Source organism: Leifsonia sp. NPDC058230, from assembly GCF_042882245.1.
Lineage (GTDB): Bacteria > Actinomycetota > Actinomycetes > Actinomycetales > Microbacteriaceae > Leifsonia.
This window is the reverse complement of the sequence record NZ_JBHVWM010000004.1, coordinates 573,915-586,415: the sequence shown is the minus strand read 5'-3', so window position 1 is coordinate 586,415 and position 12,501 is coordinate 573,915. Positions and strand designations below refer to the sequence as shown.

The 12,501-nt window shown below is 68.7% G+C and carries 10 protein-coding genes; all 10 read left to right on the top strand.

All coding sequences use genetic code 11. The annotated features are described in order from the left end of the window. The first annotated feature begins 10 nt into the window (after positions 1–10). The 10 genes from ACFVV0_RS15830 to ACFVV0_RS15785 all read left to right on the top strand — a co-directional run bounded on the left by ACFVV0_RS15830 (position 11) and on the right by ACFVV0_RS15785 (position 12,468). Positions 11–1,555: a Mur ligase family protein gene (locus ACFVV0_RS15830; protein WP_387065049.1), complete on the top strand. Its 1,545-nt coding sequence runs from the start codon at positions 11–13 to the stop codon at positions 1,553–1,555. Further along, on the top strand, positions 1,555–2,982 hold the full coding sequence (gene murF / locus ACFVV0_RS15825; protein ID WP_387065046.1) for a UDP-N-acetylmuramoyl-tripeptide--D-alanyl-D-alanine ligase: 1,428 nt from the start codon (positions 1,555–1,557) through the stop codon (positions 2,980–2,982). Before ACFVV0_RS15830 ends, murF begins: the two co-directional genes overlap by 1 nt. Then, positions 2,979–4,091 carry a phospho-N-acetylmuramoyl-pentapeptide-transferase gene (gene mraY, locus ACFVV0_RS15820; protein ID WP_387065044.1) on the top strand — a complete coding sequence of 371 codons (1,113 nt, stop codon included), beginning with the start codon at positions 2,979–2,981 and terminating at the stop codon, positions 4,089–4,091. Before murF ends, mraY begins: the two co-directional genes overlap by 4 nt. Continuing rightward, positions 4,088–5,617 carry a UDP-N-acetylmuramoyl-L-alanine--D-glutamate ligase gene (gene murD, locus ACFVV0_RS15815; protein ID WP_387065042.1) on the top strand — a complete coding sequence of 510 codons (1,530 nt, stop codon included), beginning with the start codon at positions 4,088–4,090 and terminating at the stop codon, positions 5,615–5,617. Before mraY ends, murD begins: the two co-directional genes overlap by 4 nt. Beyond that, entirely contained in the window at positions 5,583–6,812 is a 1,230-nt protein-coding gene (gene ftsW, locus ACFVV0_RS15810) for a putative lipid II flippase FtsW (protein WP_387065039.1), read from the top strand. Before murD ends, ftsW begins: the two co-directional genes overlap by 35 nt. Further along, a complete protein-coding gene (locus ACFVV0_RS15805) occupies positions 6,809–7,885 on the top strand; it encodes a glycosyltransferase (RefSeq protein WP_387065036.1) in 1,077 nt (358 codons plus the stop codon). The genes ftsW and ACFVV0_RS15805 overlap by 4 nt, the downstream gene beginning before the upstream one ends. Positions 7,886–7,983: 98 nt before the next feature. After that, complete coding sequence (murC, locus tag ACFVV0_RS15800; RefSeq protein ID WP_387065033.1) at positions 7,984–9,399, top strand: UDP-N-acetylmuramate--L-alanine ligase; 1,416 nt, start codon at positions 7,984–7,986, stop codon at positions 9,397–9,399. Between the two features lie 134 nt (positions 9,400–9,533). Further along, positions 9,534–10,448 carry an FtsQ-type POTRA domain-containing protein gene (locus ACFVV0_RS15795; RefSeq protein ID WP_387065030.1) on the top strand — a complete coding sequence of 305 codons (915 nt, stop codon included), beginning with the start codon at positions 9,534–9,536 and terminating at the stop codon, positions 10,446–10,448. Between the two features lie 168 nt (positions 10,449–10,616). Beyond that, positions 10,617–11,801 carry a cell division protein FtsZ gene (ftsZ, locus tag ACFVV0_RS15790; RefSeq protein WP_387065027.1) on the top strand — a complete coding sequence of 395 codons (1,185 nt, stop codon included), beginning with the start codon at positions 10,617–10,619 and terminating at the stop codon, positions 11,799–11,801. Further along, positions 11,767–12,468: a YggS family pyridoxal phosphate-dependent enzyme gene (locus ACFVV0_RS15785; RefSeq protein ID WP_387065024.1), complete on the top strand. Its 702-nt coding sequence runs from the start codon at positions 11,767–11,769 to the stop codon at positions 12,466–12,468. Before ftsZ ends, ACFVV0_RS15785 begins: the two co-directional genes overlap by 35 nt. The last annotated feature ends 33 nt before the right edge of the window (positions 12,469–12,501 follow it).

Here is a 12,501-nt window from a genome sequence, read left to right as displayed (position 1 = left end):
AGTGAGCCCCGTGACAGGACCGGCGCCTTCTTCTCTGCGCCCCGAGCATCCCGTCGCCCGTCCGCTCGCACAGCTGGTGGCGGAGTTCGGGCTGGAATGCCGGGGCGACCTCGACGCCGTCGAGGTGACCGGCGTCGCTCTGGCGACCACGGCCGTCGAGCCCGGTGATCTCTATGTCGGGGTTCCCGGTCGGAACGCTCATGGGGCGGGTTACGCCGACAAGGCCGCCGAGGCGGGAGCTGTCGCGATCCTGACCGACGAGGAGGGCGCCGCGCTCGCCGCCGAGTCCGGCCTGCCGATCGTCGTCACGCAGGACGCCCGCGCCGCCCTCGGCGCGGTGGCGGCGTGGATCTACCGCACCGACGAGAACTCGGCCACGCTGTTCGGCGTCACCGGCACGAACGGCAAGACCAGCGTCGTCTACCTGCTGAACGCGATCCTCGGCCAGCTGGGCGTGGTCTCGGGGCTGAGCTCGACGGCCGAGCGCCGCATCGGCGATACCGCCATCACGAGCAAACTCACCACGCCCGAGGCGAGCGAACTCCATGCCCTGCTCGCCCGGATGCGTGAAGAAGCCGTGCGCGCCGTCGCGATCGAGGTCTCGGCACAGGCCCTCAGCCGGCACCGCGTCGACGGGATCGTCTTCGACGTCGTCGGCTTCACCAATCTGAGTCACGATCACCTCGACGACTACGCGGCGATGGACGACTACTTCGCGGCCAAGCTCGAGCTCTTCCAGCCCGACCGCGCGCGCCGCGGTGTCGTCACGGTCGACTCGGATTGGGGGCGCTCGCTCGTCGAGCAGTCGCGCATCCCGATCGCCACCCTGTCGACCTCGCCCGGTGCCGACGCCGACTGGATCATGACGGTCACCGAGGAGACCGTCGACCACACCGCCTTCGTGCTCGAGGGCCCGGACGGCCGCCGCTTGTCGACCCGCGTACCGCTGCTGGGCTCGTACATGGCCGCGAACGCCGCCCTCGCCATCGTCATGCTGGTGGAGTCCGGCTACGACCTCGATGCGATCGGGGCCGCGCTCGAGCGGGACGGCGGCGTCGACGCCTTCATCCCGGGACGCGCGGAACGCATCTCGGGAGACCGGGGCCCGGTGGTGTTCATCGACTACGGCCACAGCCCCGACGCATTCCTCTCCACCCTGGGCGCGTTGCGCAAGGTCACCGACGGCAGGATCGTCATGGTGTTCGGTGCCGACGGAGACCGCGACACGACCAAGCGCACCGACATGGGCGCCATTGCGGCCCGCGGCTCGGATGCTGTGGTCATCACCGACTTCCACCCGCGCTGGGAAGACCCGGCGGCCATCCGGGCGACGCTGCTCGACGGCGCGCGGCACGCCGTGCCCGACCGGGAGCTCTACGAGATCCCCGACCCCCGGGCCGCCTTCCGCAAGGCGCTGTCACTCGCCGATGAGGGCGACATCGTGCTCTACGCGGGTCCCGGTCACGAGGACTATCAGGAGGTGGCCGGCCAGCGCATCCCGTACTCGGCACGCGAAGACGCGAAGCTGGCCCTGCGAGAGGCCGGGTGGCTCTAATGATCGCCATGACCCTGGCCGAGATCGCTGCGGCGACCCGAGGCGAGCTGCTGCTCGACGGCGTGGACGCAACGGCCGACACCGTCGTCGACGGACTCTCGACGACCGACTCACGTGAGGTCGTGCCCGGCACGATCTTCTTCGCCAAGCCCGGCGAGTTCACCGACGGCCACCTGTTCGTGCCCCAGGCCGTCGAGGCCGGCGCCGCCCTCGTCGTCGTGGACCACCTGCTGGCCACCGATGGCTGGCAGCGGGCCGTCCCCCAGCTGGTCGTCGCGGACACCGTCGCTGCGCTCGGTGACCTCGCCACCGAGGTCGTCGCCCGCGTGCGGTCGCTCGGCACGCTGAAGATCGTCGGTGTGACCGGCTCGAACGGCAAGACGACCACGAAGAACCTCTTGCGCGCGATCCTCGAGCAGGTCGGCCCGACGATCGCGCCGCGCGCGTCGTTCAACAACGAGGTCGGCGCTCCCGTCACGATGGTCCAGGTCACCGAAGCGACCCGGTTCCTCGTCGCCGAGATGGGCGCGAGCGCCATCGGCGAGATCGCCCGGCTCGTGCGCATGGCGCGGCCCGACATCGGGATCGTGCTCAAGGTCGGCCTCGCCCACGCGGGCGAGTTCGGCGGGATCGAATCGACGCTGACGGCGAAAACCGAGATGGTGAGCGATCTCCTCGAATCGGATGTGGCGATCCTGAACCTCGACGACCCTCGCGTCGCGTCGATGGCGGACAAGACCGCGGCACGCGTGCTCTGGTTCGGCCTGGACGAGCGCGCCGACGTGCGCGCCACGGGTGTCGTGTCCTCGTCGCGCGGCACCAGCTTCGAGCTGCACCTGCCCACCGGTGAGTCACGCGCCGTGCAGTTCCGCGTGCTCGGTGAGCACCACGTGATGAATGCGCTCGCTGCCGCGGCGGCGGCGCACACCCTCGACGTCGGCCTCGACGACATCGTCGAGGCGCTGCAGACCGTGCAGCGTGCCGAACGGTGGCGCATGGAGGTCATGGGCGGCGCCCGCGGTGTCACGATCGTCAACGACGCGTACAACGCCAGTCCCGACTCGATGGCGGCGGCCCTCAAGACGCTCGCCCAGATCGCCGAACCCGGCGGGCGTACGGTCGCCGTCCTCGGCGAGATGAGCGAGCTCGGCGAGTTCTCCGGGGAGGAGCACGATCGCATCGGGCTGCTCGCCGTGCGCCTCGGCATCGACCAGCTCATCGTGATCGGCCCGGCTGCCCGGCGGATGCACATCTCCACCATCAACGAGGGATCGTGGGATGGCGAGTCGCTGTATTTCGACACGCCGGACGCCGCGTTCGAGCACCTCGAAACAGCCCTGGAACCGGGGGATACGGTGCTCGTCAAATCTTCGAACTCCGCCGGCCTGCGCTTTCTGGGCGATCGACTGGGAGAATTGTTCTCGTGAGAGCCCTGCTGACATCCGGTGCGCTGTCGATGGCGTTCACACTCTTTCTCACCCCTGTGTTCATCAAGCTCTTCAAGAAGCTGCAGTGGGGGCAGTTCATCCGCGACGACGGGCCGCAGAGCCATCACGCCAAGCGCGGCACCGCCACCATGGGCGGCATCATCATCATCCTGGGCACGCTGGTCGGCTATTTCGTCGCACTGCTGCTGACCGGCGACCCGACCTCGGTCTCCGCCCTGCTCGTGCTGTTCCTGATGGTCGGGCTCGGGCTGGTCGGGTTCGTCGACGACTTCCTGAAGACCCGCAACCAGCGCAGCCTCGGCCTCACGGGTTGGGCCAAGGTGGCCGGCCAGGTGATCGTCGCGACGATCTGGGCATTCCTGGCGATCAACTTCCCGAACAAGAACGGGGTGACTCCGGCCTCGATGAGCGTGTCGTTCATCCGGGATCTGCCCATCGACTTCATGTCGATCACGAAGTTCGGCGCCATCGGGGTCATCGTCGGCTACGGCCTGTACCTGATCTGGATCAACTTTATCGTCGCCGCCACATCGAACGGCGTGAACGTCACGGACGGCCTCGACGGTCTCGCCTCGGGCGCCTCGATCCTCGCCATCGGCGCGTACATCATCATCGGGTTCTGGCAGTCGATCCAGTCGTGCGCCAACCTCAGGCTCGACCCGGCCAACGTCGCCCAGTGCTATGAGGTGCGAGACCCGTTCGACCTCGCGATCGTGGCCACGGCGATCGTCGGGGCCGTCGTCGGGTTCCTCTGGTGGAACACGTCGCCCGCTCAGATCTTCCTCGGCGACACCGGCTCGCTCGCCCTCGGCGGCGCGGTGGCTGCGCTCGCCATCCTGAGCCGCACGGAACTGCTGCTCATCCTGATCGGCGGCCTGTTCGTGATCGAGGCCGGCTCGGTGATCGTGCAGCGGGCGTACTTCAAGCTCACTCACGGCAAACGCATCTTCCTGATGAGTCCCATCCATCATCATTTCGAGCTGAAAGGCTGGGCCGAGGTCACGGTCGTCGTGCGCTTCTGGATCATCGGCGGCCTGCTCGTCGCGGCCGGCGTCGGCAGCTTCTACCTCGAGTGGCTCGCGACATGACCGAGCCCACCGAACGTCTGGCCGGCCTCACAAGCTGGCGGTCGGACTGGAGGGGGCTCCGAGTCGCGGTCTTCGGACTCGGTGTCACCGGATTCTCGGTCGCCGACACGCTCGCGGAGCTGGGCGCGGAGGTGCTCGTCGTCACGGCGAAGGCCGACGAAGAGCGGGCGATGCTGCTCGCCGTCATCGGCGCCGAACTGCTCGAGGAGTCCGACCTCACGAGCCCGCCGCCGCGACTCGAGGAGTTCGACCCCGAGCTCGTCGTGGTCTCGCCCGGATTCCACCACGACCACCCCCTGCTGAACTGGGCCGACCAGCGCGGCACGCCGATCTGGGGGGACATCGAACTCGCCTGGCGCCTCCGCGACAAGGTGGGCGAGCCTGCGGACTGGATCTCGGTGACCGGCACGAACGGCAAGACCACCACGGTGCAGCTCACCGCCAGCATGCTCGTGGCGGGGGGATACCGGGCCGCGCCGTGCGGCAACATCGGGATCCCCGTGCTCGACGCCATCCGGGACCCGCAGGGCTTCGATGTGCTGGTGGTCGAGCTGTCGAGCTATCAGCTGCACTGGGTCAACCGGAACGCCGGAGGCGAGCTATCCCCGTACTCGGCCGCGTGCCTGAACATCGCCGACGACCACCTCGACTGGCACGGCTCGGCGGACGCATACCGCGCCGCCAAGGCCAAGGTCTACGACAACACCCAGGTCGCCTGCGTCTACAACCGGCACGACCCGGCCACCGAACTCATGGTGCAGGAGGCGGAGGTGATCGAGGGCGCGCGCGCGATCGGCTTCGGGCTCGACATCCCGGGCCCCAGCGACTTCGGGATCGTCGACGGCATCCTCTGCGATCGCGCCTTCCTGGACGACAGGTTCACCAGCGCGATCGAATTGACCACCATCGAGGAGCTTCGCGACGCGGGACTGGCAGCCCCGCACATCGTGGCGAACATCCTCGCCGCGAGCGCCCTCGCGCGCTCCTACGGGGTCGAGCCCGGCGTGATCCGGGATGTGCTGGCCGCCTTCCGCCTCGACGAGCACCGCATCGAGCTGGTGCGCATCGAGGGTGGCATCAGCTGGGTCGACGACTCGAAGGCCACGAACCCCCACGCAGCGGATGCGTCCCTCCGGGCGTACGAGTCGGTCGTCTGGATCGCCGGTGGGCTGCTGAAGGGCGTCGAGGTCGACGAACTGGTCCAGAACCATGCGTCGCGGCTGCGGGCCGTCGTGCTCATCGGCACCGACCGGGATTCGCTTCGTTCCGCATTCACACGACACGCGCCCGACTTGCCCCTGTACGAGGTCGACGCGACCGAAACTGAACAGGTCATGCCGAAGGCGGTGCGACTGGCCGGCGAGGTCGCGCAGGCGGGGGACACCGTTCTCCTGGCCCCCGCGGCGGCCTCGATGGACCAGTTCACCGACTACGCAGAGCGTGGCCGCCGTTTCCAGGCAGCCGTCAACGAGTTTTTTGGAGGTGAGGCGGATGAGCAGTCCGCCTCGCACCCTGGCGACGAATAGCGCTGCGTCGAAGCTCGGCGCCATCACCTCCCGCATCTCGCTGGGAAAGGCGATGCAGGCGGAGTCGGCGAACTACTTCCTGCTTCTGGGCCTCACGCTGTTCATGGTCGTCTTCGGCCTCGTGATGGTGCTGTCGTCCTCCGCCGTCGAGTCGCACACCGCCACGGACAACTTCTTCTCGCGATTCTGGTCGCAGGGCTCGTACGCGCTCATCGGGCTGCCCCTGATGTTCCTCGTCTCGCGGCTTCCCAGCCGATTCTGGAAGAAGTCGATCTGGATCTTCCTCGCCCTGGCCTGTTTCTTCCAGGTGCTCGTACTGGTGACGCCTCTCGGCATGGAGATCGGCGGCAACCGCAACTGGCTGAGGATCGGCTCGCTCACCGTGCAGCCGTCGGAGGCGATCAAGGTCGCGCTCGTGGTCTGGCTCGGGGTGGTCCTCGCTCGCAAGAAGGACCTGCTCGGGCACTGGAAGCACGTCGCGGTGCCCGTGGTGCCCATCGCGGGCGGCGCGATCCTGCTCGTCGTGCTCGGCGGCGACCTGGGAACGACCGTGATCATGGCGGCGATCGTGCTGGGGGCGCTCTTCTTCGCAGGGGTCAAACTGCGGCACCTGGCTCTCGGGTCCCTCGCGGTCGGCGTGCTCGCCATCCTCGTCGCCGTCTCCAGCAAGAGCAGACTCGGCCGTATCGCAGCCCTGTTCGGCGGGACGAGCGCGGCCAACCCCGACGTCAACTGGCAGATCGACAACGGCTTCTACGCGCTCGCCTCCGGAGGGGTGTTCGGTGTGGGACTCGGCAACTCCCACTCGAAATGGTCGTGGCTTCCTGCCGCAGACACCGATTTCATCTTCGCGATCATCGGGGAGGAGCTCGGGCTGATCGGCGCGGTCGTCGTCCTCGTGCTCTTCGTGCTGCTCGCGATCGTCTTCCTGCGCATCATCCACGCCTCCAGCGATCCCTTCGCCCGTGTCACGACCGCAGCGATCATGGTGTGGCTGATCGGTCAGGCGTTCGTGAACATCGCCGTCGTGCTGGGTGTGATCCCCGTTCTCGGCGTGCCGCTCCCACTGATCTCTGCGGGAGGAACTGCGATGATCAGTTCCATGATCGCCATCGGTATCGTCCTGTCCTTCGCCCGCGAGACCGGCAGAGCCGCTCGTTCGGAGCACGCTTCCGGGCTGAGCGACCGCGCATGACGCGGTACCTTCTCGCCGGCGGAGGAACCGCCGGCCATGTGAACCCTCTGCTCGCCGTCGCCGATCGGCTGCGCCGCGACGACCCCTCCGCCGAGGTGCTGGTGCTCGGCACGAAGGAGGGACTCGAGGCTCGACTGGTGCCCGAGCGCGGCTACGAGCTGGCGACGATCCCGAAGCTGCCGTTCCCGCGCCGCCCGAACGCGGCCGCACTGCGGTTCCCGGGGGAGTACCGCGCGGCGGCCGCGTCGGTGCGCGATCTCATCCGTGACCGTGGGATCGACGCCGTCGTCGGTTTCGGCGGATACGCTTCCGCACCCGCATACTCGGCAGCGCGCAAGGTCGGTGTTCCGGTCGTCCTGCACGAGGCGAACGCGCGGCCCGGCCTGGCCAATCGGCTGGGAGCGCGCTCCACCCCCTTCGTCGGCGTGGCCTTCGAGGGAACACCGCTCCCGCACGCGAGGTTCGTCGGGATGCCCCTGCGCGTCGAGATCGAACAGCTCGATCGCGCCGCGGCCCGCCCCGAAGCCCTCGAGCTCTTCGGGCTGGCGGATGAACGCCCCACCCTGCTCGTGACCGGTGGCTCCCTCGGCGCCCGCCGTCTCAACCGGACGATCGCCGACCGCGCGGCCGCGCTGACGGCCGCCGGCTTCCAGGTCCTGCACATCCAGGGCGGAAAGGGCGAGCTGACCGATCCGGGGATCGAGCACTACCGGCTCCTGGACTACTGCGACCGGATGGATCTGGCCTTCGCCCTCACCGACTTCGCGGTGGCTCGCGCCGGCGCGGCGACCGTGTGCGAGTTCGCCGCTCTCGGCATCCCTGCCGTCTATGTTCCGTTCCCCATCGGAAACGGGGAGCAGCGATTCAACGCGGCGGGCGTGGTCGAGGCGGGCGGCGGAATCCTCGTGGACGACGCAGCGTTCCTCCCGTCGTGGGTCGACAGCGACCTGCTCCCGCTCCTCGCCGACCGCGAGCGGGTGTCGACGATGGGCGCGCGCGCGGCCGGCGTCGGGATCCGAGACGGTTCCGACCGCATGGTGTCGCTCATCCGAAGCTCCCTCCCGGGGGCGTAGCGTCATACTTGATGGTGCCGTCGAGGCGTGCGGTGACGTTCAGCCGGCGCCCCGTTCGACAGGCGGCCCGTTACAGCCGAAGAAGGAAAGCAATTCTCGTGATCAAACCCGACCTCACCATGACACTTCCCGACGACCTGGGTGCGCTGCACTTCGTGGGCATCGGGGGTTCCGGCATGAGCGGTATCGCGCGCCTCTTCCTCGAGGCCGGCTTCACCGTCACCGGTTCGGATGCGCGTGAATCGTCGAACGTGATCGCCTTGCGCGAGCTCGGGGCGACGATCGCGATCGGTCACGACGCCGCTAATGTCGGAGACGCCGACACGCTCGTCGTCACCGGTGCGCTCTGGCAGGACAACCCGGAGTACCAGCTCGCACTGCAGAAGGGCCTTCCCGTTCTCCACCGCAGCCAGGCGCTCGCGTGGCTGATCAGCGGAGAGCGGCTCGTCTCCGTCGCGGGCGCGCACGGCAAGACCACCTCGACCGGCATGATCATCACCGGCCTCCTCGGCATGGGCGAGGACCCCAGCTTCGTCAACGGGGGCGTCATCGAGTCGCTCGGCAAGAGCTCGCAGACCGGAACCGGCGAGCTGTTCGTCGTCGAGGCCGACGAGTCCGACGGCTCCTTCCTCCTCTACGACACGTCCGTCGCATTGATCACGAATGTCGACCCCGACCACCTCGACCACTACGGCTCCCTGGAAGCGTTCGAGAACGCCTTCGTGACGTTCGCCCGGGAGGCCGGCGAGTTCGTCGTCGTCTCCTCCGACGACGCGGGAGCGGTGCACGTCACCGACAAGCTGCGCACGCAGGCGCCCGACAAGCGCATCATCACGTTCGGCGAGGCGCCGGATGCGGACGTGCGCGTGCACTCGATCGTCACCGACGGTCCCGTCTCGTTCTCCGTCCGCTACGAAGGCGCCGACTACTCGGCCCGCCTGCGCGTCCCCGGACGCCACAACGCGATCAACGCCGGGGGAGCCTTCGCGGTTCTGACCGGCCTCGGGTTCGAACCGGCTGCGGCGCTGGCCGCCATCGCCGAGTTCGGGGGCACCGAGCGCCGCTTCGAACTGCACGGCACGGTCGACGGCGTGAGCGTCTACGACGACTATGCGCACCACCCCACCGAGGTGGCCGCCGCGCTCGCCGCCGCGCGCACGGTGGTCGGCGACGGCCGGATCATCGCGGTGCACCAGCCCCACCTGTACAGCCGGACGCGTCTGTTCGCCCAGGAGTTCGCGGACACCCTCGAGAAGTACGCCGACGAGACCGTCGTGCTCGACGTCTACGGAGCTCGTGAAGATCCCGAGCCCGGTGTGACCGGCGCGCTCGTCGCCGACCGCTTCGAGCATCCGGAACACGTGGCGTTCATCGCCGACTGGCAGGCCGCGGCCGATCACACGGCCGACATCGCGCGCCCCGGCGACTTCGTGATCACCCTCGGCTGCGGGGATGTGTACCGCATCGTGCCGCAGCTGCTCGACTCGCTGCGCCGCGTGCGTAGTCAGGCGTAGTCCCGCAGATGAAGCGTCCCCAGGGGTTCGACCGGCCGCCCGCGCCGGTGGAGCGGCCGGCGGTCCGCCCCGACGCGCCGCAGCGCGAGTCGGCGCCTCGGGATCCCAGGCCGGCGACGGGTTCGACGGAGAGCGTGACGGAGCCCATCCCGATCGTGCGTGCATCCGTCCCCGTGGAGGGGGCGTTCGGCAGCCCGATCGCCGACGGCGCGAAGACACCGGAGCACGAGACCCAGCCGTCGAAGTCGAAAGCGAAGTCGGGCAGGCTGCCGACGAATCGCGAGATCGGCCGGGCCGTGCGCGATGCCCGCAAAGAGCGCTCGCGGGTCGAACGCGGCGAGGTGCGCCGGTTCACGAAGCGGTCCCGGCGGCGCAGGATGATCTGGCTGGCCGGTCTCGGTACTCTCGTCGCACTCGTGGTGGGGGTCGCTCTCACGGCGTTCTCGCCCCTGATGGCGTTGCGGACGATCGAGGTCGCGGGCACGGCCCGCATCGACGCCACCGCCATCAAGAAGGCGCTCGAGAACCAGGTCGGCAGACCGCTTCCGCTGGTCGATCAAGGGGCGATCAGGGAGGATCTCGCCGCCTTTCCGCTGATCCGCAGTTACAGCGTCGAGAGTCATCCTCCGAACACGATCATCGTGCGGATCGTCGAGCGCCAGCCCATCGGGGTGGTCGCAGCCGGGACGAAGTTCGATCTGGTGGACGCGGCGAAGGTCACGATCGCCACCTCGGATGCGCGCCCGGACGGGTTCCCGCTCATCCAGGCGACCGGCGCTGCTCAGGATGCCGACGCGACGTCCGGATTCGCGGCCGCGGCGAGCGTGCTGAGCGCGCTCCCTGCCACCCTGCTCGCCCAGGTCGACACGATCACCGCCGCCACCCGGGACGACGTCGGGTTCACCTTGCGCGGATCCTCGTCGACCGTCGTCTGGGGCAGCGCCGACCAGTCGGACTTGAAGGCCGCGGCGCTCGCGGCGCTTCTCAGGTCGGTTCCGGGTGCGAATCGCTACGACGTCTCGTCACCGCACAGCGTCACCACGGGTTGACACGTCGGCGGAGACCCGCTCGGCACGGGTTCTGCCTGGACTTTTCCGACACGCCTTGCTCGATTCGCGGGCGGGGGCATGCGCCACCTACCCTCGAATCAGGAATTGCATACTGAGCATAACTTTAAGCCTCGACCTGAGGTTGAAGGTTCCCAGCGGAGGCCGGACGTGACATCAAACCAGAACTACCTAGCCGTGATCAAGGTCGTCGGCATTGGCGGTGGCGGCGTCAACGCCGTCAACCGGATGATCGAGCTCGGGCTTCGCGGCGTCGAGTTCATCGCCATCAACACGGATGCGCAAGCGCTGCTGATGAGTGATGCCGACGTCAAGCTCGACGTCGGCCGCGAGATCACCCGCGGTCTCGGCGCTGGAGCCGACCCCGAGGTCGGCCGCCGGGCCGCCGAGGATCACGCGGAGGAGATCGAGGAGGCGCTCGCGGGCGCCGACATGGTCTTCGTCACGGCCGGTGAAGGCGGCGGAACCGGCACGGGCGGTGCCCCCGTCGTCGCGCGCATCGCGAAGTCGATCGGCGCGCTCACCATCGGTGTCGTCACCAAGCCGTTCGGCTTCGAGGGCAAGCGCCGCTCGGAGCAGGCCGAGGCCGGCGTGCAGCGACTCAAAGAAGAGGTCGACACCCTCATCGTCGTGCCGAACGACCGCCTGCTGGAGATCAGCGACCGCGGCATCAGCATGCTCGAGGCGTTCTCCACCGCCGACCAGGTGCTCCTCGCGGGTGTGCAGGGCATCACCGACCTCATCACCACCCCCGGTCTCATCAACCTCGACTTCGCCGATGTGAAGTCGGTCATGCAGGGCGCGGGATCCGCACTCATGGGCATCGGCTCCTCGCGCGGAGCCGACCGCGCGATCAAGGCCGCCGAACTCGCGGTCGCCTCCCCGCTGCTCGAGGCGAGCATCGACGGGGCCCACGGGGTCCTCCTCTCGATCCAGGGCGGTTCCAACCTCGGAATCTTCGAGATCAACGACGCGGCCCGCCTCGTGCAGGAGGCCGTGCATCCGGAAGCCAACATCATCTTCGGTGCCGTCATCGACGACACGCTCGGCGACGAGGTGCGCGTCACCGTCATCGCCGCCGGGTTCGACGGCGGAGAGCCCAACGCCGGCGCCAAGCAGTCGACGGTCGACAGCCGTCGCACGACCTTCGTCGAGACGGGCAGCGAAGAAGGCGCCGCACTCGCGAGCACAGCCGCGCTGGACGCCGAAGACATCCCCTCTCCCTCGACCGACGCCTGGGCCGCGGCCGAGAGCCCGGTGGCCGACGCAGCACCCAAGGACCCGGCGTTCGACGACGAGAATGACGACCTCGACATCCCCGACTTCCTCAAGTAGTCCGCTCGCCGAGCGTCTCCAGGCCGTTCGGGCCGGCATCGCCGATGCCGCCCGGGCTGCAGGGCGGGCGCCGGAGGAGCTGACCACGATCGTCGTGACGAAGTTCCACCCGGCATCGCTCGTGCGCGACCTCGCAGCTCTCGGCGTGCGGGACGTGGGGGAGAACCGTCATCAGGAGGCGCAGGCCAAAGCGGCGGAGCTCGCCGACCTCGACCTACGCTGGCATTTCGTCGGACAGCTGCAGAGCAAGAAGGCGCGGCAGGTGCGTGCATACGCCGACGTCATCCACTCGGTCGACCGCATCTCGCTGGTCGAAGCGCTGCGGTCGGAGGACAGCGACATCGAGTGCTTCGTCCAGCTGAACCTCACGACGGACCCGGCGCGCGGCGGCGTGAGCGACCGTGACCTCGAACCGCTGGTCGAGCGCATCCTGGACACCCCCGGTCTGAGGCTGCTGGGCGTCATGGCCGTCGCGCCGATGGACGAAGACGCCCGGCGCGCCTTCGAGCGGGTACGGGCCGCGAGCAGTCGGGTGCGCTCCCTTGCGCCCGAGGCGACGAAGATCTCGGCGGGGATGTCCCAGGACTACGCCAACGCCATCGCCGAAGGGGCGACACACCTTCGCATTGGCACCGCCATTACCGGGAATCGGCCGGAGCACGGTTAATCTCGAAGAGAAAGTTCTCGAGTGCGTGCGAAA

Coding starts and splice junctions, on each gene's coding strand:
- murF (WP_387065046.1), top strand. CDS start 1,555: ATGATCGCCATGACCCTGGCCGAGATCGCTGCGGCGACCCGAGGCGAG.
- murD (WP_387065042.1), top strand. CDS start 4,088: ATGACCGAGCCCACCGAACGTCTGGCCGGCCTCACAAGCTGGCGGTCG.
- ACFVV0_RS15785 (WP_387065024.1), top strand. CDS start 11,767: ATGACGACCTCGACATCCCCGACTTCCTCAAGTAGTCCGCTCGCCGAG.
- ftsW (WP_387065039.1), top strand. CDS start 5,583: ATGAGCAGTCCGCCTCGCACCCTGGCGACGAATAGCGCTGCGTCGAAG.
- ACFVV0_RS15805 (WP_387065036.1), top strand. CDS start 6,809: ATGACGCGGTACCTTCTCGCCGGCGGAGGAACCGCCGGCCATGTGAAC.